Origin of the sequence: Marinomonas posidonica IVIA-Po-181 (genome assembly GCF_000214215.1) — a bacterium.
Classification (GTDB): Bacteria; Pseudomonadota; Gammaproteobacteria; order Pseudomonadales; family Marinomonadaceae; genus Marinomonas; species Marinomonas posidonica.
In genome coordinates, this window is sequence record NC_015559.1 from 3704660 (window position 1) to 3728969 (window position 24310).

Genomic DNA, 24310 nt, shown 5'->3' on the forward strand with positions numbered 1-24310 from the left:
TTTATTAAAAAGTCTGCGCACCTGATGACTCAGGATAGAGGTTTACCTACCCGATGCGATTTACGTCCAATTTTATTGAGCGTCGGTTCAGCAGACAATAAACGCTCGGTATAGTCTTCCTGTGGATTATCAAGCACTTGCCGAACGGAGCCGATTTCCACCAATTTACCTGATTGCATAACTGCAACACGGTCACAAAGCTCATCAACCACGCCAATATTGTGGGTAATAAACAAAACAGAAATGCCGTATGTGTCGCGCATATTGAGAATTAATTTCAGTATTTGAGCCTGCACGGTCAAATCAAGAGCAGAAGTAGCTTCGTCAGCAACAATCAATTTGGGTTTAGTAATGAGAGCTCTAGCAATGGCAATACGTTGACGTTGCCCACCGGAAAATTCGTGCGGGTATTTATCCATATCTTCAGCCATGAGACCAACCTCTTCAAGCAAAGCTCCGATTCGGTCTCGTAACGCTTTGCCTTTTGGCGCATTTACTTCAAGGTGAAGTGGCTCTGCAATAATGCGAGCAATGCTATGACGTGGATCTAATGAACTGTATGGATCTTGAAAAATCATTTGAAAACTAGCCCGTAGACGACGGAGTTTAGTGGCCCCTAGTGCAAAGATATCTTCGTCCTCAAACAACACATTGCCGTCTGTTGGCTTATCAAGCGCCATTACAATCCGAGCTAAGGTCGATTTACCAGAGCCGCTTTCACCAACAACCCCTAGAATTTGACCTTTCTCAAGTTTAAGCGACACATTATCAACTGCTTTCATCATGGTGTTGCCAATGCCAAATTCTCGTGAAAGGCCAATAATTTCAAGAATGTTTTTACTCATACTGAGCCTCTCATGCCAGCGGAAATAACATCGAGACCAGCACGCGCTCTACGTGGCAAAGCCGACAAAAGTTTACGGGTATAATCATGATTGGGATTACGCAACACCCGTTCCGTTTCTCCCTGTTCCATCTCATCACCTCGATACATAACCAATGTACGATCAGCAATACGAGCAATAACGCCAAGATCATGAGAAATTAGAATCAAGGCAATACCAAGCTCACTTACTAAATCATCAAGAATATCGAGAATTTCAGCCTGAACCGTCACATCAAGTGCCGTCGTTGGTTCATCCGCAATCAGCAAATCAGGTTTCAACGCAAGAGCAATGGCAATACCAACACGCTGACGCTGCCCTCCTGACATTTCATGAGGGTAAGAATCCATTTTTCGTTTTGCATCGGGTATTTTTACCATCTCAAGTAACCGTAAAACCTCTACATTGGCTTCCGCACGGTTAACATTACGATGCAATCTAATGCCTTCCGCAATTTGAGCTCCTACTTTCATCGCTGGATTCAATGCCGTCATGGGCTCTTGAAAAATCATGCCAATACAAGATCCTCGCAGTTTGCACAGCTGCCGTTCTGACATCGCTAAAATATTTTCACCATTAAATAATATTTCACCTGAAGCCCTTGCTGTTTTGGGCAAAAGCCCAATAGTCGCTAATGACAACACTGATTTCCCTGAACCACTTTCACCGACAATACCCAGAGTTTCGCCTTTGTCTAATGATAGATTTATACCATGTACGATTTCCGTTGCTGGACCGCTTTCATTTTGAAAACTTACCTTGAGATCTTTGATATCAAGCATCATGTTGATTGCCTCCGTCTTGGATCAGTAAGATCGCGCAAACCATCACCCAATAAGTTCAACCCCAGCACTGCGATACAAATAGCAATACCTGGGACAAAAACTAAATGCGGCGCAATTGTCAGATAAGTTTGAGCATCGGCCAACATACGCCCCCAACTAGGGGTTGGCGGGGCAATACCAAGACCAAGAAACGAAAGACCTGCTTCAGTGAGAACACCCAACCCAGTTTGAATGGCTATCTGTACAATAATTTGTGCCGCAATATTAGGAATAACATGCTCAACCGTAATACGTGCGCTGCTTTTCCCCGCCATACGTGCCGCCAAAATATAATCACGAGCCCATATCTGTAATGCCGCGCTACGGGTGACACGAGCAAAAACGGGAACCATAAACAATGCAATGGCAACAATAGTCGTCGTCGGTCCCCCTCCTAAAATTGCAGCTAATAAAATAGCGGAAAGCACCGGAGGAAAAGCAAATAGCACATCATTGACACGCATCACAAAAGCTTCAAATCGACCACGTTCGGAGGCCGCAGCAACCCCCAATAAGGTGCCAATAAAACCGCCGATAGCAATGGCTGAAAAAGCGATGCCCAGTGACACCCATGCTCCAGCCATGATCATCGACAACTCATCACGGCCAAAATGGTCTGAGCCTAAAATGCCACCATCACCAGGGCCTTTTAGACGATTACCAATATTAATTGTCACGGGATCAACGGGCGTCCAAAATTGACTAAGGATAGCCGCAAAGACAAGCACTGCGGTAATAACACCACCAATAATGAGAGACCAAGGAAGACGTTTCATCGGCGCACCCTCAAACGTGGATCAAGCACTGTATACAAAGCATCCACAAGAAAATTAATGCTCATAACAATCGCTGCAAAAAACAGTACTACATTTTGAATAACGATCAAATCACGCTGCGCCAGCGCCTGATAAGCCAGTGTTCCCATTCCAGGCAAAGCAAACACATTTTCCACCAGCACAGCGCCAGCAATCAGTACTGAGATCTGCATACCAAGCATGGTCACAATAGGAATCATTGCATTGGGGACAATATGTCGCCAAAGTGCGTGACTAGGCGTTGCCCCTTTCGCTCTCGCGGTGCGGACAAAATCCTCATTAGTGATTTCAATAACGGCGGCACGTGTCACTCGTGTTAACACTGCCGCTTGCGGAATAGCCAAAGCGACAGAAGGCAAAGCAAGAGCGTGAAGCGCAGGCCAAAAACCGGCTTCCCAACCTGGGAAACCACCTACAGGAAACCAATCAAATGTCAGTGCTAAACCTAAGATCAATAAAAGCCCAATCCAAAAATTAGGCACTGCGATGCCAATTTGTGAAAACAAAGAAGCGAACATATCCACCACACCATTAGGTCGAGCTGCGGCAAGCACGCCCAATGGAACGGAAATAAGTACAGACAGCAAAGCGGCAAGACACGTTAATGGTAACGTGACCGTTAAACGCTCACCAATCAGTTGCGCAACCGAAGTCGAATAGGTGTAGGAGTCCCCAAGGTCACCGCGTAATAAACCGATCAACCAGTCAGCGTAACGCACCAAAAATGGTTGGTTAAGTCCAAGTTGGTTTCTCAAAGCTTCAAGGGTATCTGGCGCGGCAGACATACCAAGTATAATTTCAGCGGGATCACCGGGGACAGCCTCCATTATCAAAAAAATAACAAAGGAAACCACTAGCAGGGTTATTATTAACCCGACAAGCGATTGTGCAATATAGCGCATTGTTTAGTCCTTGGATTCATTTAACTGGTTGCCTATTGTAATTAACAGGCAACCATAAAATTATTCGTTCCAGAAAACGTCTGTCACGTCATTAGAAGGAACAGGTCCATTTCGCCACATACCATTAAGACCTTGTTTCCAAATACCGATCTTAGGTCTTGCATAAAGAAAAAGAGCAGGGACATCTTGCGCTAGAATTTTCTGAGCATGCTGATAGCCAGATACTCTTTCTTGCTCCGTGGTGGCATTCGATACATCCACCATGGCCTTATTGAAGTCAGGGTTATCATAGTTAAAATAGTATGGATCGCGAGCATAAATACCAATATCTAGCGGCTCCGCATGACCAATAATCGTCATATCATAATTAGTGTCTTTAAAGACATCTTGAACCCATTTCGCTGGGAATTCAGATGTCTCGATTTTCATCGTCACCCCAATCATAGAGAAATAAGCCTGCATAATTTCTGAGGCACGTTCAGCATAGGTTCGATTTGGCACTTTCATAGTGAAAGTAAAACCATTTGGGTAACCTGCTTCGGCCAACAGCTGTTTCGCTTTTGCCGGATCGTAAGGCAGAGCCGTCGTCAAATCTTCATAACCAGCATCAGAGGGTGAAAAATGGCTCCCTATTGGCGTACCTAAACCAGCATTCGTTGCATCGATAATAGCTTGCCTGTCTGTCGCCATCATCAGTGCTTGCCTTACTCGCACATCATTAAACGGCTTTCTGGCATTGTTCATGCCAGCAATGACTTCCATTCCAGTGGTACCAATAACCGTCTCAAACGCGTTATTTTTTTCAAATTGGCTAACAAGTTCTGGGGCAGTAAACTCTGGAATGGCATCAATACCGCCAGAAATAAGAGCAGCGGCTTGTGCCTGTGGATCACCAATAAAACGAAAAACAACTTGTTCTAATTTCGGCGCCTTACCCCAATAATTTGTATTTTCAACCAATGTCACTTGATTGCCTTTCTTCCATTCAGAAAACTTAAATGGCCCTGTACCTACAGGATCGGTGGCATTAGTCGTTTCACTCGAAGGCTCAATCATGACCGCTGCGGGAAAACCAAGCCAATATAATAAATCGGCGGAAGGTTTTGATAAGGTAAGCACAAGTGTATCTGTATCAAGCGCTTTAACACTTTCAATGGATTTATACAGCGATTTCTGTGGATTAACAGAATCCTCAGCAAGAATACGATCAAGCGTGTATTTGGCTGTCTGCGCATTAAATGGCTTACCATTTTGGAAAGTTACGTTATCACGAAGATCAAAGGTATAAGTCAGCCCATCTGTAGAAATATCCCAATTTTCGGCAAGTTCTGGCTCAATGTTACCGTCTTTATCGATTGTCACTAGACCTTCAAAAAGGTTCTGCCAAACAACTTGTCCAATAGCCACCGGTGCCGCTGCGGTTGGATCAAGCCCTGATGGTTCAATACTCATACCAAGCACAAGATCGGTACGTGGTGCGGCTACGGCACTACCTACAACAAGCAAACTAAGAGCCGTAGTGGCAACAGTCAAGATAGAACGAAAATGACTTGTCATAAAGCGGTAACCCCTTACTAATGATTTTGGCAAAACAGGTCGAATCAATTTGTTTCTAGTTTGCCCAACAGCATAGTGCAAATGCAATGAAAATTATTAGCGCGCAGTGATATCAAAAGCGTTGCACTCTGAAATCAACCTCAACTGTTATCATGCACGAATCTTGCTTGTGTCGGGAGGAACTCTTCTAAAAAGTCGGCGAGCTTGGCCGCTGCAAAACTCGGGGCAGTCGTTTTTGCTCGCCCAAGTTGTAAGTCCGTCGTAATTTCAAACTGTTGCTCAAAAGGACGAACCACAAGCTCACCAGATCTAATCTCACGGATAACAGACATAGCTGGTAAAATAACGACGGCAGTACGATGACAAGCCAACTCTTTCTGTAATTCAAGAGAAGAGGTCGTAAAGGCCGCCTCAATGGGTTCAAAACCTGCGTTTCGCTGGCGCTGATCAAACGTACGTCGAATACCAAATGATCGATCTGGCATCGCCATCGGATACTTACGTATCAACTCAAGTGGAATGTTATTCAATTGCGCTAATGGATGATCAAATGCCATCACAACGTTATGATGGATATTAAGTTTAAAACGAACATCTATCTGTTGCTCTGAAGGAGAAAACATAGTGACCGCCATATCTGTGTTGCCATTAATAACCGCATTGATGGCTTCTTGTGCCGATGACACGGTCACTTCAATTGATACGGCTGGGTATAACTTATAAAATTCAGCCAGCGCTGGCGCTAAAATAGCATTGATAGCAGCACCATTAATATGAATAGAAACATTTCCTCGTTTTAACCCACGAAGATCATCAATCACTTGTCTAGCATTTTCAAGATCACGCATCATGCTTCTAGAACGCGCAGCAAGTACTTCTCCGGCAGCGGTTAATATAATGCCACGGGCGCCACGCATTACTAATGGCGCACCAAAATAGTGTTCAAGGTTTTCCAATTGACGACTAATCGCTGTAGGTGAAACCCCAAGTGTCTCTGCTGCCTGCCTAATCGATCGTGAACGAACCAGTTCATTGAAATAAGTAATAGCTTGAAGTTGCATAACACTTCTCCGAGATTCAGTGTCCCAACATTTAATCGAAGCAATTTATCCCAAGCAAGGTATTTAACACAGTATCAATATCAAAAATGCATGCTAGCATTGCCTGTTTCCAGCATACAAAAATACATAGACCTATCTCACTTTAAAAACCTGTAAAAATAAAAATGATGATCGGCATGCCGTTAATAACACGCTTAGATAAGCATAATATTGCTTAGTTTATTGGACTTTTGACATAGAAAGGCTTAGTCGACATTTGTCGCTGTAAAAGATGAGAAAATTCTCAGTGTTGGAGGAGATGAAGCTGTTAAGGAACATGCAATCAAGTCGAGCTACGCGCCTTCACAGTAGCAATGTTGCATGCAGTAAATGCGGAACATTGTTGATAGCTGATTAGGTCTGCCATTCTCTGGTTTAGGATAAAACGGCTCAAAAACCGCTTCTAGTTGATCCCAAGGCATCAACTCATTCATGCGAGAAAGGAAAATTCCCTTACGTGTTTTACGGCGTTTGTTGTTGAACTCGCTGGCGGCAAAAGTGAGTTGGTGTGACATGGTTGAGGCGCGAAGGCTTAAAACGCGATTGTCTCATGGCAGGGACTCATTCGCATGTTCCCTAATGCTGACATTGAGCTAGGTTCCACACTCACCGCGCCTGAAGTACTATCAAGTTTTGTAGCTGGAAAAATAGTACCTCATACTTTTCAGAGAAATAAAGCAATTCAAAGGCAGCGGCTAGAGTCGTTTTTCCAACAACACCATAGCGGCCTTATTCGAGCTAAAGGCATTATTCATATTTACGAAACAAACGTAACCCGGTCCCTAGCCTAAAAAGAGTGATTCAATTTAGTGGTGAAAAACTGTCATTTATACCCACATAACTTTCACTATCGGCCACAAGTTTAGTCTTAATAGGTATTAAATCGTCCCCATTTATTTGATCGCCTATGAAAAAAAATAGAAAAACTCAGTCAAAGTGAGTAGGTTTAGACATATCATTCAAAAATCGACGATTGAAAAACAATTAATTCATTGTTTCCTAACACTAATTTCTCCTCCATGAAGCGCGAAAATTTGACCGTTTTCTTCTAACAAAAGTGCACCCTTCTCATCAATGCCTTTCGCCACACCCTGCCTTTGTTGCGACACAGACATCACTTTAATGGCCTGATTATATAGCACATCATAGGCTTGCCAATGAGACTGAAAGTGCTTCATGCCATTACCACCTTCAAACAACTCGCACACACCAACCAACTCTTTCGCCAATTCCGCCAGAATAAAATTTCGACTTGGACGCTGTGGTAAGCGTGACACCAGATCTGTCCATGGTTGATCAACACTTGCCATGAAGCTCTCTTCCATTTCAACGTTAAGGCCGATGCCAATTATGACATCACAAACATCTTGATCTGCTACCATTTCCAACAAAATACCACAGACTTTTTGGCCATCGATTTGAGCATCATTTGGCCATTTTAGACCTGGGTTAGGAATCCCAATTTTCTTCAACACTCTAGCCACCGCCACACCAGCGGCTAGACTCAAACCCTCCACCACACTCGGCCCATTTTCAAAGCGCCATACAAAAGAGAAAGTAAGGTTCTTAGCAACGCCGGATTCCCACTGACGACCGCGACGACCGCGGCCGTTGGTTTGACGCTCAACGGAAAACAAAACAGGGAGTTTTCCACCCTGTGCGATGTAAGCTTTTGCGTCACCATTAGTTGACTCGGTTTCAAAATCGAGTGAAATAGCAACCTTTTGAGGTACACCTTGTTCCCGTAACGCTCGCTCAGACAGTAACTCAAGAGGGGCAGGCAAACGATAGCCTCGCCCTTTCACTGAATGCACCCTAACGCCAATTGACTCTAGTTTTTTTAGCTTTTTCCACACAGCGGCACGAGTCACCCCTAAAGCTGCCCCTAATTCTTCACCCGAGTGGAATTCATTATCACTAAGCAAGGCCAATACCGCTTGCATCTACAAACCTCTATCTAATCTTTACTTTATTAAGCCATTTTTTGAAAGGCTGGAAAATCATTACCAACATTTGGCTGTAGCCAATTTACATCAGGGTAATCGCAAGTTTTATCAACCGCATGCACCGCGTAAGCATGACGTGATTTTGTCGAACGGTTAGCATAACTTAAATGCGGAAACTCACCATTTAACAAAACCAAAGACCCTTTTGGCACAGGCAAGGAAACCAATTCATCCGCTTGCCATTGATGTTCTTTCAGGGCCACCATTTTTGTCTCAATCGATCCCGCCGCGTCCCTTTCGAAGCGTTTTAACAAGCCTGCAGTATGGCCTTTTGGAATCCCCCACAAACAACCATTTTCGAGAGTAGCGTCCTCGATCGCGAACCACAGCCCAATAACACTCATTGGGTTGGTGTATAAGAAGGTACTGTCTTGGTGGCAGTTCACCTCACCACCAATACCAGGTTGCTTAAAGATATACATGGACTGTGCCGCTCTTGGCTCCCGCATTCCAAGTTGTCGCAGCATAGAACCCCATACCGCCGCCAATGAAAAGTCGCGAAAGACATCGTCTTGAGAATGCAAACCATGACCAACTTTATTAATCGATAAATCAAGGGACTGCTTCAACTCCCCTTGTTCATCAAACGCTTCCTCTTCAAAGAAAAAGGAAATTTTACCCGCCGAATCCATAAAGTACTGGTCTGTATGACGCGATTGCTCATTAGTGGTAAAAATGGAACGATACTCACTTGGGTCAAACGTGGACAACAAAGATGACATTCTATCCTTTAAAACATCACAAACAGCTGCCGACACCAACGACTCTAGGACTAAGTAGCCATCTGTATGGTACTGCTCAACTTGCTGTTTTGTTAAAACAACAGAGGGTAATTCAATCGACATCCTATTCACCTCATTTAACAAGATAACATTATGCTAATTCACATTGGCTTGAAGAAAAAATGACACTTCCTTCATCAAAGACGAAAAATTAGGGTTCCAAGACACTCTCGCCGCATGATCGCTTTTGCTTGTGAGCTCATCAGAACCTTCACCAAACCAGTTGTCCGGATCATTTCGACAGGCCTGATAGACCTCTGGGTCAGACAAATACCAACCACAAATACGATACTCACCTTGCGCCCCATAATACGGGTTTTCAGGATCGCCATGAACCGCCATATGCGAAAGACCCAGAATGTGATTTTTCGGCCAACGGGTATTATAGACCTTCAAACGATCCGTATTGGTGTTTCTTTGGTCTTTACTATAAAGCACCATCTGGCTTTTGGGGCCGATCATTGCATTTTCAAACAGCTTTTCAGTCACCTTCGAGTCAACCGTTTGATCTTCTGCTGATAACGCAACAAACACAGGTAAATCCTTAGGATTGTCCATGACTTTCTTGCGTACTTCTTTTGCTAACTTGTACACCTCTGCTATAGCATGAACAGGGATTGAAGCGTATTTCGCAAAGTCATCACTCGGGTAGTTATCCAGCCAATCTTTAAAAGGCGCTAATAATGGTGCAACCCAATCAATCGAACTATTTACTTTAAATAAAGGTGAAAACAAAACCGCACCGGCCACACTATCAGAGTGCTGCCATGCATACTCAATGGCTAACGCCCCCCCTGTTGAAAAACCACCGACATAAAGCACATCAACCTCTTGCTGAAACGCATCGGCGGCATTCTGAAAAGACTTCCGCCACGCCTGTCTTGAAACGTTAATTAAATCAGCGGATTGCGTCCCGTGCCCCGCCAACAAAATAACTCGCACTTGATAACAAGCTTGCTGTAACGCATGCGCTGGATCTCGCATGGAAAAAGGTGAGTCTGACAAACCATGTGATAACAAGACACCTATCTTTGTTTTGCCGCTACAATTCTGATCATCCGGCATCAATTCATACGGTAAAACAGCCGCTAATTCTCTATCCTGCTGATTTTCATCTACCCAGACTTTATGCTGCCTAACATATTCTTTGGTGCGCTCGACATACTGTTGAAATAACTCAGCCTGTCGATACCCTAGCTCAGTCCCACTGTTAGTTGCCCAAGCAGGCCATAACCAACAACAAAAACCGAACATTAGAATTTTAGACCACATTATCATCCCCTTGAATTCTGTGTTTGCATTATTTACCCATTAGTCATAGCACATTATGCTAAAATGAGATATCCATCAGCCAATTAATCACTGTTATGTCGCCGCCATTTCCAAACGCTGAACTAGTTCCCTCTTTATGGTTTCCATTGGTTAAAAAATTCTACCAAGCCCATTATCCGAGTGGTAAACCCAATAAAGCAGACCCCATTTGGGCGATCAAAGAAAACGGCACGATTTTAGCCGTTGCTAGACTGAAACAAATAGGCAACAGCCAGTTACTGACAGGTATGGTAACCAGCCCCAGCAGACGAAACACAGGATTAGGACAACACCTACTCTCGAATTTGCAGCCCATCTTAAAACAAAAAGCCAGCTTCTGCTTTGCTCTTGACCATCTGACCGATTTTTATCAACGCGGACACTTTACCATCATCAACGAAGAAGCCTTACCCAAGGAATTAAGAGCCCGCTTTAACGCTTATCGGTCGCAGGGGCGAAATATCACTGCTATGCAGTATTCTTTTCCTTAAAATGTACTTAAACAATCTTAAATCACTAAATGCATTGCCGCCATATTGACCTATTTCGACCCACTCCAGTACCTTTGTCCGCACTCAAGCAATACTTAATAACAATACCGACACTCGAGGTTCTAATGACCATCAGCCTTCCCAAACATTCCAAAATGCTTACGCCAGATTTTACCTTTGGTGTTGCGACAGCATCCTTTCAAATTGAAGGCGCCAACACCACAGATGGTCGTTTGACCAGTATTTGGGATACTTTTTGCGCCACCCCAGGCAAAGTCTTAAACGGCGACGATGGTTCTATTGCCTGCGACCATTATCATCGCTGGGAAGAAGACGTCGATCTAATTTGCAGTCTTGGAGTAGATGCCTACCGACTGTCTATTGCTTGGCCGAGACTGATGGATGAGAAAGGGCAAGCCAATGAAAAAGGCTTGGCTTTTTACCGACAATTACTCAAGGCGTTAAAAGCCAAAGGGCTTAAAACCTTTGTGACACTTTATCACTGGGATCTACCACAACATCTTGAAGATCATGGAGGCTGGGTAAATAGAGAAACCGCCTTCCAGTTCGTCAAGTATGCGCAACTAGCAACAAAAGAGTTAGGCGAATGGGTCGATGCATGGGCCACGTTCAACGAACCTTTCTGTGCGGCCATTCTGGGCTATGAATATGGCATTCATGCACCAGGTTTAACCTCACCACGATTTGGCCGCCAAGCCGCGCACCACATATTACTTGCGCATGGATTAGCATTGCCTGTCATACGTGAAAATTGCCCTAATAGCCAAGTAGGTATCGTGCTAAACATGAATCAAACCTACCCGGCATCAACTAAATCCGAAGACCAATTTGCCGCCTTAGTACGTGAAGCATTAGACAACCAGTTTTTCATTGAGCCACTTTTAAAAGGCCAATACCCCAAATTATTAGAAAAAGTCTTACCCGATCACCTTCCTACCATCTTACCGGGTGACTTAGACATCATCTCTCGACCGATCGACTTTTTAGGAATGAACTTCTATACCTGTAATCACAATGAATACGATGAGAAAACATTGTTCCGTGATGTCAAAAACAAGCAGCAAGTAGAATACACTGACATAGGATGGGAAATTGCCCCGCAGGCGTTTAGTGAGCTTCTTATCAATCTCAACAAACAATACGACTTACCACCTATGTACATCACCGAAAATGGCGCCGCTTGCGCGGATGTCATGGAACATGGTGAAATCAATGACGATCAGCGTGTACGTTATCTAAACGGCCACATCAATGCCGTCAATGATGCCATCATGGCTGGCGTTGATATTCGTGGCTACTTCGCTTGGAGCTTAATGGACAACTTCGAATGGGCAGAAGGTTACAGCAAGCGCTTTGGCTTATGCTATGTGGACTATGAAACCCAAAAACGCACCATTAAACGTAGTGGTTATGCTTACCAAGCACTCTTAAATAATCGCTCCAATTAATGACCATAAATGTCATAAAAAAGACGACCAGTACCCAGCAGGCGTAATCGTCGTCTTTTAACCCATTTCTCCATAACATTACATAAGACTACAGATTTTCATCATAATACAGCATACCCTTATCAGATATTATTTTAAGATAGCCATTAAAGCGCACTTATTTTTGCTCTAATCCAAGGTGAAAAATGGCATCTTCCGTCTGGTTTATTATCTCCATCTGCTTAATTGCACTATGTGCTCTGCAGGGGGCGGCCTTGTTTTTCAAAAAAGATTCCGTTAAGAAAAACGGGCTCAATTTTGCACACCAATCACTTCAAAAATTCACCAAACAAGTAACGGCTTCCTTAGATGCCATACCTGATCCGGTTTGGATTAAAGACCAAAAACAGGTTTATATATACTGCAATGCTCCTTTTGAAGCACTCATTGGGCTACCTAAGAATCAACTCCTTGGTTTTACTGATGAAGACATTCAAACTCGCCAACATGCTCACCCAATCATCGACATTACCTCCAAAATTTCTCCTGGCTACAATGAAGAGTGGGTTACCTTAGCGGATGGTACGATGGACTTTTTTCAAATTGGCATTGCGCCCAGTTTTGATAACAAAGCCAAACTTGTGTCGACCTTAGGTTACGCCAAACGGCTTACGGAATACAAAGAACGTGAAAGCCAATTAAAAGACTCTGAAATACGCATCAACGAAGCATTAAAATTGACCAAGGTTGGCATATGGGAATGGGACGTCACCAATGATATCTGGTTTGCTACTCCCTCCTACTTCATTATGTTGGGGTACTCTCCTGTAGAAGGAGCAGCAAGCCGCAAACAGGAACTCGAAAAAGTCCACCCTGACGATAGAGCTGCTGTTTTAGCGACAATACAAAATATTCTCACCAATAAAAGCCCTTCCAACTATTATAAATACCAAGCACGTATCCGCCATAAGAATGGAGAATATCGCTGGATAGGAGTTCGCTGCATTGTGACGGAGTTCGATTCCAAAGGTAATCCTTCTCGTATGCTTGGTGTCCGTATTGATATTGATGAAATACGAAAAGCCAATGATCAAGTCGAATGGCTTGCCCATCATGACTCTCTTACCAAACTCCCTAACAGGGAATCGCTCAATCAAGCCTTCCATCAACTTATTAAAACAAACACTAAGTTAGCCCTGCTTTTTATCGACCTCGATCACTTTAAAAAAATCAACGACACCTTGGGACATGTTATTGGCGACCAATTATTGCAAAATGTTGCCGACAGAATGCGTCACCTTGTTAAAGATATCAGGCATATTGCTAGACAAGGCGGAGATGAGTTCATGATTTTATTACCCGCTGAAAACATGTCCAACATAGAAAGTAAAACCATCGAAATCAAAAACGCTTTGTCTGAACGTTATTACATTGATCAGCACCAATTCTTTATTACACCCTCAATAGGCGTCAGTTTTTATCCAGAAAACAGCGAAAATTTTGAGACTCTCTACAAACAAGCAGACACCGCGATGTACCATGCAAAAAATGCAGGCCGAAATCGATATGCTTTTTTCAACCAAGAAATGCAAGCGGCATCAACACGCTCCCTCATGTTAAGCAATGCCTTACATGATGCCTTATTGCAAAATGAATTTAGTTTACATTTTCAGCCTCAGGTCAGCCTTAGTACAACAGAGGTCATAGGTGCAGAAGCATTAATTCGTTGGCACAGCAAATCCCTTGGTCATGTAAGCCCAGGGGAATTTATCCCACTTGCAGAAGAAAGCGGTCAAATCCTCTCTATTGGTGAATGGGTTCTTAGAGAAACCGTAAGACAAATACGAACTTGGCTTAACAACGACATAAAACCCGTTCGAATAGCGGTAAACTTATCCTATGCTCAATTTCAAACGAATGATCTACCCATCCTTATTGCAGACATCCTAAAAGAGTTCAACGTATCAAGCGAATACCTTGAACTCGAACTGACCGAAAGAACAGCCGCTATCGATCCAGAACATACTGTTGCGACTCTAGAATCATTACAACAAATAGGCACTCATACTTCGATGGATGACTTTGGTACTGGCTACTCATCTTTAAGTTATTTACAGCGCTTCCCAATTTATAAGCTCAAAATCGACCAGTCATTTGTAAGAAATATGGCCAATAACTATAACGATCGCATTATTGTTGGCACCATTATTCTGCTTGCTCAACAACTTGGCATGCGGACCATTGCTGAAGGGGTTGAAACTGAAGAACAACTCGATCTACTGAAAACAATTGGGTGTGATGATGCGCAAGGCTACTACATTAGCCGGCCAATACCAGCAGAGAGATTCGAACTAGAGTTTTTAACGAAACATTGAATTTCATTCCTTTTCGAGGACGTTATTTCCGAGCCCGTCATAGGGCCTGAGGTGATCCTTCCTACCTCGACAGCACAAGATCCAAGATAGCGTAGCAGCTGACGATATTCGTTGTTTCGGATAGTGTGGAGCCTCTGAGGATATTAGAGACGACCTATATATGCCCTTTGCGTTCAATGATCTGAAGCTTCACTTCATTCTTAAATCATCTTGATAACATCGTACAAGATCCGAAGCAGCGTAAGCCGCTGACGACGTCAGTGACGCAAGGCGTCGCGGTTTCGGATCCTAAGTTTTCTACAGACGTAAAAAAGCCCTGACAGGATAACCTATCAGGGCTTCTTAATTTAAAGCTTGACGACGACCTACTCTCACATGGGATCCCCCACACTACCATCGGCGATGGCGCTTTTCACTTCTGAGTTCGGGATGGGATCAGGTGGTTCAACGCCTCTATGATCGTCAAGCAATTCGGTTTGCGTATCGTTCTGGTTCGAGCTCTTCTACTCTGCAACCAAAACACGCGAATACGTTGCTTGGATCTTTAACAATTCATTTTGAAATAACGTGGATCAAGCGATAAACCAGCTTCAATCGTAATCTATGTGTAAACCACTTTGGTGTTATATGGTCAAGCCTCACGAGCAATTAGTATTGGTTAGCTCAATGCCTCACAGCACTTACACACCCAACCTATCAACGTCGTAGTCTTCAACGGCTCTTTAGGGAACTTATGTTCCAGTGAGATCTTATCTTGAGGGAGGCTTCCCGCTTAGATGCTTTCAGCGGTTATCCCGTCCGAACGTAGCTACCCGGCAATGCCACTGGCGTGACAACCGGAACACCAGAGGTTCGTCCACTCCGGTCCTCTCGTACTAGGAGCAGCTCCTCTCAAATCTCAAACGTCCACGGCAGATAGGGACCGAACTGTCTCACGACGTTCTAAACCCAGCTCGCGTACCACTTTAAATGGCGAACAGCCATACCCTTGGGACCGGCTTCAGCCCCAGGATGTGATGAGCCGACATCGAGGTGCCAAACACCGCCGTCGATGTGAACTCTTGGGCGGTATCAGCCTGTTATCCCCGGAGTACCTTTTATCCGTTGAGCGATGGCCCTTCCATACAGAACCACCGGATCACTAAGACCTACTTTCGTACCTGCTCGACGTGTCTGTCTCGCAGTTAAGCGTGCTTTTGCCTTTACACTCTATGCATGATTTCCGACCATGCTGAGCACACCTTCGTGCTCCTCCGTTACTCTTTGGGAGGAGACCGCCCCAGTCAAACTACCCACCACACAGTGTCCTCGATCCCGATAAGGGACCTGAGTTAGAACCTCAAACGTACCAGGGTGGTATTTCAAGATTGGCTCCAATAGAACTGGCGTCCTATCTTCAAAGCCTCCCACCTATCCTACACAAGTAGGTTCAAAGTTCACTGTGAAGCTATAGTAAAGGTTCACGGGGTCTTTCCGTCTAGCCGCGGATACACAGCATCTTCACTGCGATTTCAATTTCACTGAGTCTCGGGTGGAGACAGTGTGGCCATCGTTACGCCATTCGTGCAGGTCGGAACTTACCCGACAAGGAATTTCGCTACCTTAGGACCGTTATAGTTACGGCCGCCGTTTACTTGGGCTTCGATCAAGAGCTTCGCTTACGCTAACCCCATCAATTAACCTTCAAGCACCGGGCAGGCGTCACACCCTATACGTCCACTTTCGTGTTTGCAGAGTGCTGTGTTTTTAATAAACAGTCGCAGCCACCTGGTATCTTCGACCGACTAGTGCTTACGGAGCAAGTCCTTCACACCGGCCGGCGTACCTTCTCCCGAAGTTACGGTACCATTTTGCCTAGTTCCTTCACCCGAGTTCTCTCAAGCGCCTTGGTATTCTCTACCTGACCACCTGTGTCGGTTTGGGGTACGGTTCCTGTATATCTGAAGCTTAGAAGTTTTTCCTGGAAGCAGGGCATCAACCACTTCGTCCAAAAGAGGACTCGTCATCAATTCTCAGCCTTAAAGGGTTCCGGATTTACCTAAAACCCCAGCCTACAACCTTAAACGCGGACAACCATCGCCGCGCTGGCCTAGCCTTCTCCGTCTCTCCATCGCAATATACACGAGTACAGGAATATTAACCTGTTTCCCATCGACTACGCATTTCTGCCTCGCCTTAGGGGCCGACTCACCCTGCCCTGATTAACATGGGACAGGAAACCTTGGTCTTCCGGCGGGGGAGTTTTTCACTCCCCTTATCGTTACTCATGTCAACATTCGCACTTCTGATACCTCCAGGATGCCTTACAGCTTTCCCTTCAACGGCCTACAGAACGCTCCTCTACCATCCAAGATAAATCTTGAATCCGTAGCTTCGGTGTACAGTTTGAGCCCCGTTATATCTTCCGCGCAGGCCGACTCGACTAGTGAGCTATTACGCTTTCTTTAAAGGATGGCTGCTTCTAAGCCAACCTCCTAGCTGTCTGAGCCTTCCCACATCGTTTCCCACTTAACTGTAACTTTGGGACCTTAGCTGACGGTCTGGGTTGTTTCCCTTTCCACGACGGACGTTAGCACCCGCCGTGTGTCTCCCGCGCTCATACTCATTGGTATTCGGAGTTTGCATGGGGTTGGTAAGTCGGGATGACCCCCTAGCCCAAACAGTGCTCTACCCCCAATGGCAATACGCGAGGCGCTACCTAAATAGCTTTCGAGGAGAACCAGCTATCTCCGAGCTTGATTAGCCTTTCACTCCTATCCACAAGTCATCCCCGGACTTTTCAACGTACGTGGGTTCGGTCCTCCAGTTAGTGTTACCCAACCTTCAACCTGCTCATGGATAGATCGCCCGGTTTCGGGTCTATTCCCAGCAACTAAACGCCCTATTAAGACTCGGTTTCCCTACGGCTCCACTATTCGCTTAACCTTGCTACTGAAAATAAGTCGTTGACCCATTATACAAAAGGTACGCAGTCACCGAATAAATCGGCTCCCACTGCTTGTACGTACACGGTTTCAGGATCTATTTCACTCCCCTCACAGGGGTTCTTTTCGCCTTTCCCTCACGGTACTGGTTCACTATCGGTCAGTCAGGAGTATTTAGCCTTGGAGGATGGTCCCCCCATATTCAGACAGGATAACACGTGTCCCGTCCTACTCGTTTTCATTAAAATGGCGTTTTCGTATACGGGGCTATCACCCTCTACGGCGACCCTTTCCAGAGTCTTCTACTAACACCAAATCAACTTAAGGGCTAATCCCCTTTCGCTCGCCGCTACTTAGGGAATCTCGGTTGATTTCTTTTCCTCCGGGTACTTAGATGTTTCAGTTCCCCGGGTTCGCCTCCACACAGCTATGTATTCACTGTGGGATACTCTACAAGTAGAGTGGGTTTCCCCATTCGGACATCTCGGGATCAAAGTCTGTTTATCGACTCCCCCGAGCTTTTCGCAGATTACCACGTCCTTCATCGCCTCTGACTGCCAAGGCATCCACCGTGCACGCTTGGTCACTTGACCATATAACCCAAAATAGTTTCCACTCAGAAGAGTGTCATATTAAGAATCACATACCAAAGAAGCTTTTGTCTCTTCTCTGGATTTACGATAATAGAAAGTCACTAGGTTAAAGTGCTTTCCACCGGTTTAACGCTTGATTCATCGTTATTTCAAAATTCGAATTGTTAAAGAGCAAGTTTAGTGCAAAGCACTAAGTCAGAAACTAACCAACACAATGTGTTGTGATTAGTGTCTTGCTTAACACTTTGTCTAAAACGCTTTTAAGATAGGTTGCTATGAGAACTCATAGCCATCAGATAATTTGTGTGAACGCTCACCAGTGCTTCATATCGTTTAAGGAGGTGATCCAGCCCCAGGTTCCCCTAGGGCTACCTTGTTACGACTTCACCCCAGTCATTGACCACTCCGTGGTAACCGCCATCCCCGAAAGGTTAAGCTAGCTACTTCTGGAGCAATCAACTCCCATGGTGTGACGGGCGGTGTGTACAAGGCCCGGGAACGTATTCACCGTGGCATTCTGATCCACGATTACTAGCGATTCCGACTTCATGGAGTCGAGTTGCAGACTCCAATCCGGACTACGACGTACTTTATGGGATTTGCACACTCTCGCAAGTTAGCTGCCCTTTGTATACGCCATTGTAGCACGTGTGTAGCCCTACTCGTAAGGGCCATGATGACTTGACGTCGTCCCCACCTTCCTCCGGTTTGTCACCGGCAGTCTCCTTAAAGTTCCCACCCGAAGTGCTGGCAAGTAAGGATAAGGGTTGCGCTCGTTACGGGACTTAACCCAACATTTCACAACACGAGCTGACGACAGCCATGCAGCACCTGTCTCAGAGTTCCCGAAGGCACCAAAGCATCTCTGCTAAGTTCTCTGGATGTCAAGAGTAGGTAAGGTTCTTCGCGTTGCTTCGAATTAAACCACATGCTCCACCGCTTGTGCGGGCCCCCGTCAATTCATTTGAGTTTTAACCTTGCGGCCGTACTCCCCAGGCGGTCTACTTATTGCGTTAGCTGCGCCACTAAGTCATTACAACCCAACGGCTAGTAGACATCGTTTACGGCGTGGACTACCAGGGTATCTAATCCTGTTTGCTCCCCACGCTTTCGCACCTCAGTGTCAGTATCAGTCCAGGGTGTCGCCTTCGCCACTGATGTTCCTTCCTATATCTACGCATTTCACCGCTACACAGGAAATTCCACACCCCTCTACCGTACTCTAGCCTGCCAGTATCCGGTGCCATTCCAAGGTTGAGCCCTGGGATTTCACATCAGACTTAACAAACCACCTACGCGCGCTTTACGCCCAGTAATTCCGATTAACGCTTGCACCCTCTGTATTACCGCGGCTGCTGGCACAGAGTTAGCCGGTGCTTCTTCTGGAGCTAACGTCAAAGTAATTTGGTATTAACAAACTACCCTTCCTCACTCCTGAAAGTGCTTTACAACCCTAAGGCCTTCTTCACACACGCGGCATGGCTGGATCAGGCTTGCGCCCATTGTCCAATATTCCCCACTGCTGCCTCCCGTAGGAGTCTGGGCCGTGTCTCAGTCCCAGTGTGACTGGTCATCCTCTCAGACCAGTTAGAGATCGTCGCCTTGGTAGGCCTTTACCCCACCAACTAGCTAATCTCACGCAGGCTCATCTAATAGCGGAAGGTCCGAAGATCCCCTCCTTTCCCCAAAAGGGCGTATGCGGTATTAGCATGCGTTTCCACATGTTGTCCCCCTCTACTAGGCAGATTCCTACGCGTTACTCACCCGTCCGCCGCTCGACGCCTGATAGCAAGCTATCATCGTTTCCGCTCGACTTGCATGTGTTAAGCCTGCCGCCAGCGTTCAATCTGAGCCATGATCAAACTCTTCAGTTAAAAAGTTTGCTTACTCAAAATTCGAAACACTAACAATTACTTAATAAAGCGAATTGACGTGTTTGACTCTCGTAAGACTTCAATTTTTTTTGAAGCCCCAGCGAGCGCCCACACAAATTATCTGATTATCTATTTTAAAGAGCGTTGCCGTGCCACTTAAGCTGCTTATCCTCTACTAGAGAGTGAAGCCCTGTCCGTGTCAGCGAGGGCGTATATTAAGGATCTACAGATTTAGTGCAACTGTTTTTTTCAGTTTTTTGATATTTTGGTTAAGTTTTACCGTTTAGGCATACAAATGCGCCAAAATCGTTTATCAATCATACAAAAAGGCCCCATTTATAAATCAAATGAGGCCTTTCGCTACATTATAAATACATTTTGTACTATTGCTTCTTATGACGCATTCATGGACGCCGCTTCTTTACGACGTTTCCATTCATATACCACGGCAAGCAAAATCGTCACACTGATCATCACTAGACCGAGTGCATTTACTGCTGGCGTTAATCCCGTTCGCACTTTGGAAGCAATATAAACGGTTAAAGTAGTATCGTAACCTTTTACAAACAATGTCGTGTTGTAGTTTTCGAATGACTGTAAAAATGCAATCGCGGCAGCCGAAATGATAGCAGGCTTTAGATAAGGCAATAAAATCCGACGAAATGCCTGCCATTGAGTCGCCCCTAGACTTAACGCTGCATTTTCTAAGGTACGATCAAAACGTTGTAATCTCGCCAACACCATCAACATCACATAAGCGGCAATGAAGGTTGTTTGAGCAACCACAGTCAAGAATATACCACCACTAACAGAAAGACCTTTCCAGAAGATCAAGGTGGAAATACCGACGATCACGCCAGGAGTCAGCAATGGCGACATCATTAACGAATACAGAAAGGTTTTGCCTTTGCCTTGCACCGTTGAAAGAAACAAAGCGCAACAGATACCAATAGGCACAGCCACCACCAACACGCCAGCGGCCACTAATATGCTTGTCCACAAGGCTTGCCACATGGCGCCATCTTGCGACAAAGCCTCAAACCATTTTAAGGTTGCACCACGCCAAGGCGATACGGTCGGGAATCGACTGTCATTAAAGGTCGCTAAGCCCATAATAATGAGTGGCGTAAACAAATATAAGAAGAAGATACCGATGTAAAAACGGACCCCGAATCGCATAATGCTTTCTGATTTCATTTTGCAATGTCTCCTAAGCCCACTTTAAACACTCGCATCACCAACGCGATAAAGCCGATACAGATAATCAATAGCAAGAAGGCATAAGCCGCCCCCTGATTCCAGTTACCCCCTTCAAAGAACCAGTTGTAAATAATCTGAGTAAACCAACGACTGCCAGGAGACCCTAACAAAGCGGGCACGGCGTAACTACCTGCCGCTAACATAAAGGTCATTATGCAACCTGTGGCAATACCGGGTTTGGCATGAGGAATGATGACGCGCCAATGGGTTCGAATCCAACCCGCACCAAGATTACGTGCAGCTTTAATCTGATTGGTGTCCAAACTTTCAATGGCATTATAAATAGGAAAGATCATAAACAAGATATAGGCGTAAACCATACCGATTAGCACACCTCCATCACCTGACAAAAATCGGATTGGTCGATCAATCAGGCCTAAGCCTAACAATGCGGCATTTAAAGGTCCTTTATACGCTAAAATAATGTACCAAGAGAAGGTTCGAAGAATTTCATTAATCCAAAAAGGGATGATTAGTAACAATAGGCATAAAGCGGCCTTTTGAGGTGTCGCCACTTTTGCCAAGTAAAATGCAATCGGATAACTCACAATAAGGGTTAGTGCTGTTACTAAGACACTAGACCAAATGGTCTTAAAAAAGATTTTCAAATGAATATGGTTACTAAACAAAGTTTCATAGTTAACCAAGGAGTAGGTATCTTTTGGCCCCCCCATATCGGCTGGTAAAAGATTGGGGCGGAAAGAGTAATCCACCATTAGAAGTTGCGGCAAAATCACCAAAGCGATCAGCCAAATGGCAATCATACCCACAATGCCAATGGCTAACCCACTGCCAAAGCGAGCCTTTAGCTGATTAAGCATTGCTATCACCTCCAATTACAATGGCATCATTCATATTGTAAGAAAGTGATAAGGCCGCTCCCTTTGCTAAAGCCTCATTGTATTGATGAGCACCCAGTTGAATCGTCAGGTTCTGCTTTGAAGCCGAAGTTGATGAGGTGCTCAGTGTTAGATAAGCTCCTTCAAAGTTCACTTCTTCTATCTCCACAGCAATGCTTAACATGCCCTCTTCAGCCTGTAAGCGAAAATGCTCAGGTCGAATAAACAAGGTGGCTTCTTCGCCAACCGACAAACTTGATTGAACCCGGCCCCGCAAAATACCGAGGTCACCACAAGAAATCTCTGCAATACCGTTATCAACACGCTCTACTTTGCCTTTCAAGGCATTGTTTTCACCCACAAAAGATGCAACAAAAGCGGTTTTCGGATCCCGATACAAAGTAATGGGGTCGGCCACTTGTTGTATACGACCAGCAGACATTACCGCCACTCTATCAGACATGGTTAAGGCTTCACCCTGATCATGCGTAATATAGATGAAAGTAATGCCAGTTTTACGTTGAATCTCTTTTAACTCTGTACGCATGTGCTGACGAAGCTTTAAATCCAACGCAGACAAAGGCTCATCTAGCAATAGCACTTGCGGCTCAACCGCTAACGCACGAGCAATGGCAATCCTTTGTTTTTGACCACCAGACAGTTCTGACACTTTCTTATGACCACTTCCTTCTAACGCAACCAATTCTAATAAACGATCGGAAGCTTTCTTACGCTCACTTTTCGAAACTCCGCGGACTTCTAAGCCAAACTCAATATTTTCCGCCACTGTCATCAAGGGAAAAAGCGCGAGGTTTTGAAAAATCATCGACGTTGGACGTTTATTAGCCGGCACGCCTAACATGTCTTGACCACCGATTTTTACGTTACCTTGTGTCGGGTCTAAAAAACCACTGATCATGTTTAATATGGTTGTCTTACCACAACCAGAAGGCCCTAAAAAGCTGAAGAATTCACCTGATTCTATCTTCAAATCCGATTGTTGAATCGCCGTAAAATCGCCAAATTGCATGACAACATTGTCTAAATGAACGCTACTATCCATTGGTTCTCTCAAATACTAAAAATGAATGTAAAAAAAGCCCCTCGAAAATACCTTCCGAGGGGCTTTATCAAACGCTTTATGCTGACAAGTAACGGTCTTGATATTCGTTACGCAGCGCAACATACCAAGGTTCTTGTATTGGCCACCACCATAGGTTGGCAAGATCCTGCTGTGTATAGGAGTCTTGGAAAAACTGCTTAGTTTCGGCCGGTAACAAAGCATCCGCCCCTTTGGCCGTTGAGTTATAGCCAGTCGCTTTAACGAACATGGCACCCGATTCTGGTGTGTAATACCAGTTGATGAATTCGTAAACTGAATCAACGTTATTGGCATTTTTAGGAATGACAAAACCTTCCATCCAAGCCAAGGCCCCTTCTTTTGGCGCACCGTAAGCCACAGGCTCACCTTCTGCCTTTAATTTGAAGGCTGTGCTATCCCAAGTTTGACCAATGACTGCACCATTTGCCCGGAACGCACCTTGCGCCTCATTCTCAGTTGACCAGAATTGAGCAATGGATGACTTATTCTCTACTGCCACTTTTAGGATCACATCAAAGTTAGCACGCATCGCTTGCTCGTTTTTATACGAATCAAGCAAGGGGTAAGGCAACTTGCCTGCTTTTTCTAACCATAAACCAATACCAACCAATGCCGAGTGACCACGAACCGTCACACCACCTGCATTTTCCGGCGTCCAAAGATCCCCATAACTTAGATTCTTTGGATCAAGCTTGGCATATTCTGTGTTGTAGGCAATCGCTTCCGTACCCCAGTCAGAAGGTGCGAAGTAGCGCTTACCTTTAACGATACCACCAACATCTGAACCTGCTAGCGCGCTATCAAGACAACCACTCCAATTAACACGTTTCACATCAAGAGGTTGAATCAAATCGTAATCAACGTAACCCGGAACACGATCGACTGTTGGCATAATGATGTCAAAGCCTGTGCCATCAGTTGCACGCAATGAGTTCATTAACTCATCATTCGTACCATAAGGTGTAAAGGTGGCATTAATACCTGTTTTGGCTTTAAAGTCCGCCAACATTTCATCGGTAATGTAACCTGCCCACGCATAAATACGCAGTTCTTTGTTGGCTGCAATAGCACGGTTTATTGAGAATGGTGTAGCCGCAACTGCACCGGCAACCGAGGCACCTTTGACAAACTGACGACGTGAAAGTGTCATGTTCGAGCTCCTTTTATCGTTAATTGTTGTTACTTAATCAAAACGGAAATAACACAGAAATTCAACATTTATT

General features: G+C 44.9%; 17 protein-coding genes, 3 rRNA genes and 1 pseudogene. 4 read left to right on the forward strand and 17 right to left on the reverse strand.

The annotated features are described in order from the left end of the window. Positions 1 to 29: 29 nt before the first annotated feature. The 7 genes and pseudogenes from MAR181_RS17140 to MAR181_RS18650 all read right to left on the reverse strand — a co-directional run. Complete coding sequence (locus tag MAR181_RS17140) at positions 30 to 845, reverse strand: ABC transporter ATP-binding protein (RefSeq protein ID WP_013797858.1); 816 nt, start codon at positions 843 to 845, stop codon at positions 30 to 32. Continuing rightward, positions 842 to 1669 (reverse strand): ATP-binding cassette domain-containing protein, encoded by an 828-nt coding sequence (locus MAR181_RS17145; RefSeq protein WP_013797859.1) that lies wholly within the window; start codon positions 1667 to 1669, stop codon positions 842 to 844. The genes MAR181_RS17140 and MAR181_RS17145 overlap by 4 nt, the downstream gene beginning before the upstream one ends. Continuing rightward, the gene (locus MAR181_RS17150) at positions 1666 to 2484 is read right to left on the reverse strand and encodes an ABC transporter permease (protein WP_013797860.1); all 819 of its coding nucleotides are present in this window, start codon (positions 2482 to 2484) and stop codon (positions 1666 to 1668) included. Before MAR181_RS17150 ends, MAR181_RS17145 begins: the two co-directional genes overlap by 4 nt. After that, on the reverse strand, positions 2481 to 3425 hold the full coding sequence (locus tag MAR181_RS17155; protein ID WP_013797861.1) for an ABC transporter permease: 945 nt from the start codon (positions 3423 to 3425) through the stop codon (positions 2481 to 2483). Before MAR181_RS17155 ends, MAR181_RS17150 begins: the two co-directional genes overlap by 4 nt. A gap of 60 nt (positions 3426 to 3485) precedes the next feature. Next, positions 3486 to 4982, reverse strand: coding sequence for an ABC transporter substrate-binding protein (locus MAR181_RS17160; protein WP_013797862.1), 1497 nt, complete (start codon positions 4980 to 4982; stop codon positions 3486 to 3488). Positions 4983 to 5122: 140 nt separating this feature from the next. Beyond that, complete coding sequence (locus MAR181_RS17165; protein WP_013797863.1) at positions 5123 to 6043, reverse strand: LysR family transcriptional regulator; 921 nt, start codon at positions 6041 to 6043, stop codon at positions 5123 to 5125. Between the two features lie 344 nt (positions 6044 to 6387). Continuing rightward, positions 6388 to 6597, reverse strand: a pseudogene (locus tag MAR181_RS18650) (transposase); the annotation flags it as partial. Positions 6598 to 6651: 54 nt separating this feature from the next. On the opposite strand from MAR181_RS18650, the gene MAR181_RS18775 reads away from it, so the two are divergent. Further along, positions 6652 to 6873: a GTP-binding protein gene (locus tag MAR181_RS18775; protein ID WP_013797864.1), complete on the forward strand. Its 222-nt coding sequence runs from the start codon at positions 6652 to 6654 to the stop codon at positions 6871 to 6873. Positions 6874 to 7071: 198 nt separating this feature from the next. On the opposite strand, the gene MAR181_RS17175 is transcribed toward MAR181_RS18775, so the two are convergent. Genes MAR181_RS17175 through MAR181_RS17185 form a run of 3 tightly spaced genes read right to left on the reverse strand, consistent with a single transcriptional unit; the run spans position 7072 to position 10142 of the window. Then, a complete protein-coding gene (locus MAR181_RS17175; RefSeq protein WP_013797865.1) occupies positions 7072 to 8025 on the reverse strand; it encodes a biotin--[acetyl-CoA-carboxylase] ligase in 954 nt (317 codons plus the stop codon). 29 nt (positions 8026 to 8054) lie between these two features. Continuing rightward, positions 8055 to 8933: a phytanoyl-CoA dioxygenase family protein gene (locus MAR181_RS17180; protein WP_013797866.1), complete on the reverse strand. Its 879-nt coding sequence runs from the start codon at positions 8931 to 8933 to the stop codon at positions 8055 to 8057. 33 nt (positions 8934 to 8966) lie between these two features. Further along, entirely contained in the window at positions 8967 to 10142 is a 1176-nt protein-coding gene (locus tag MAR181_RS17185; RefSeq protein WP_013797867.1) for an alpha/beta hydrolase, read from the reverse strand. Positions 10143 to 10288: 146 nt separating this feature from the next. On the opposite strand from MAR181_RS17185, the gene MAR181_RS17190 reads away from it, so the two are divergent. The 3 genes from MAR181_RS17190 to MAR181_RS17200 all read left to right on the forward strand — a co-directional run bounded on the left by MAR181_RS17190 (position 10289) and on the right by MAR181_RS17200 (position 14495). Then, positions 10289 to 10672 carry a GNAT family N-acetyltransferase gene (locus MAR181_RS17190; RefSeq protein ID WP_245546180.1) on the forward strand — a complete coding sequence of 128 codons (384 nt, stop codon included), beginning with the start codon at positions 10289 to 10291 and terminating at the stop codon, positions 10670 to 10672. Between the two features lie 125 nt (positions 10673 to 10797). After that, entirely contained in the window at positions 10798 to 12141 is a 1344-nt protein-coding gene (locus MAR181_RS17195) for a GH1 family beta-glucosidase (RefSeq protein ID WP_013797869.1), read from the forward strand. A gap of 185 nt (positions 12142 to 12326) precedes the next feature. After that, positions 12327 to 14495: a putative bifunctional diguanylate cyclase/phosphodiesterase gene (locus MAR181_RS17200; protein WP_013797870.1), complete on the forward strand. Its 2169-nt coding sequence runs from the start codon at positions 12327 to 12329 to the stop codon at positions 14493 to 14495. Between the two features lie 352 nt (positions 14496 to 14847). Here the strand turns inward: MAR181_RS17200 and rrf are convergent. The 7 genes from rrf to MAR181_RS17235 all read right to left on the reverse strand — a co-directional run bounded on the left by rrf (position 14848) and on the right by MAR181_RS17235 (position 24237). Beyond that, a 5S ribosomal RNA gene (gene rrf, locus MAR181_RS17205) occupies positions 14848 to 14962 on the reverse strand. Positions 14963 to 15122: 160 nt separating this feature from the next. Beyond that, positions 15123 to 18012 (reverse strand): 23S ribosomal RNA (locus MAR181_RS17210). Between the two features lie 334 nt (positions 18013 to 18346). Next, a 16S ribosomal RNA gene (locus tag MAR181_RS17215) occupies positions 18347 to 19886 on the reverse strand. Together the 16S, 23S and 5S rRNA genes form the textbook arrangement of a ribosomal RNA operon. Before the next feature lie 393 nt (positions 19887 to 20279). Further along, positions 20280 to 21083, reverse strand: coding sequence for an ABC transporter permease (locus tag MAR181_RS17220; protein ID WP_013797871.1), 804 nt, complete (start codon positions 21081 to 21083; stop codon positions 20280 to 20282). Next, entirely contained in the window at positions 21080 to 21967 is an 888-nt protein-coding gene (locus MAR181_RS17225; protein ID WP_013797872.1) for an ABC transporter permease, read from the reverse strand. The genes MAR181_RS17220 and MAR181_RS17225 overlap by 4 nt, the downstream gene beginning before the upstream one ends. Beyond that, the gene (locus MAR181_RS17230; protein WP_013797873.1) at positions 21960 to 23048 is read right to left on the reverse strand and encodes an ABC transporter ATP-binding protein; all 1089 of its coding nucleotides are present in this window, start codon (positions 23046 to 23048) and stop codon (positions 21960 to 21962) included. Before MAR181_RS17230 ends, MAR181_RS17225 begins: the two co-directional genes overlap by 8 nt. 76 nt (positions 23049 to 23124) lie before the next feature. Continuing rightward, positions 23125 to 24237 (reverse strand): extracellular solute-binding protein, encoded by a 1113-nt coding sequence (locus MAR181_RS17235; RefSeq protein WP_013797874.1) that lies wholly within the window; start codon positions 24235 to 24237, stop codon positions 23125 to 23127. Positions 24238 to 24310 lie beyond the last annotated feature (73 nt).

Coding starts and splice junctions, on each gene's coding strand:
- MAR181_RS17140 (WP_013797858.1), bottom strand. CDS start 845: ATGAGTAAAAACATTCTTGAAATTATTGGCCTTTCACGAGAATTTGGC.
- MAR181_RS17145 (WP_013797859.1), bottom strand. CDS start 1,669: ATGATGCTTGATATCAAAGATCTCAAGGTAAGTTTTCAAAATGAAAGC.
- MAR181_RS17150 (WP_013797860.1), bottom strand. CDS start 2,484: ATGAAACGTCTTCCTTGGTCTCTCATTATTGGTGGTGTTATTACCGCA.
- MAR181_RS17155 (WP_013797861.1), bottom strand. CDS start 3,425: ATGCGCTATATTGCACAATCGCTTGTCGGGTTAATAATAACCCTGCTA.
- MAR181_RS17160 (WP_013797862.1), bottom strand. CDS start 4,982: ATGACAAGTCATTTTCGTTCTATCTTGACTGTTGCCACTACGGCTCTT.
- MAR181_RS17165 (WP_013797863.1), bottom strand. CDS start 6,043: ATGCAACTTCAAGCTATTACTTATTTCAATGAACTGGTTCGTTCACGA.
- MAR181_RS18775 (WP_013797864.1), top strand. CDS start 6,652: ATGTTCCCTAATGCTGACATTGAGCTAGGTTCCACACTCACCGCGCCT.
- MAR181_RS17175 (WP_013797865.1), bottom strand. CDS start 8,025: ATGCAAGCGGTATTGGCCTTGCTTAGTGATAATGAATTCCACTCGGGT.
- MAR181_RS17180 (WP_013797866.1), bottom strand. CDS start 8,933: ATGTCGATTGAATTACCCTCTGTTGTTTTAACAAAACAGCAAGTTGAG.
- MAR181_RS17185 (WP_013797867.1), bottom strand. CDS start 10,142: ATGTGGTCTAAAATTCTAATGTTCGGTTTTTGTTGTTGGTTATGGCCT.
- MAR181_RS17195 (WP_013797869.1), top strand. CDS start 10,798: ATGACCATCAGCCTTCCCAAACATTCCAAAATGCTTACGCCAGATTTT.
- MAR181_RS17200 (WP_013797870.1), top strand. CDS start 12,327: ATGGCATCTTCCGTCTGGTTTATTATCTCCATCTGCTTAATTGCACTA.
- MAR181_RS17220 (WP_013797871.1), bottom strand. CDS start 21,083: ATGAAATCAGAAAGCATTATGCGATTCGGGGTCCGTTTTTACATCGGT.
- MAR181_RS17225 (WP_013797872.1), bottom strand. CDS start 21,967: ATGCTTAATCAGCTAAAGGCTCGCTTTGGCAGTGGGTTAGCCATTGGC.
- MAR181_RS17230 (WP_013797873.1), bottom strand. CDS start 23,048: ATGGATAGTAGCGTTCATTTAGACAATGTTGTCATGCAATTTGGCGAT.
- MAR181_RS17235 (WP_013797874.1), bottom strand. CDS start 24,237: ATGACACTTTCACGTCGTCAGTTTGTCAAAGGTGCCTCGGTTGCCGGT.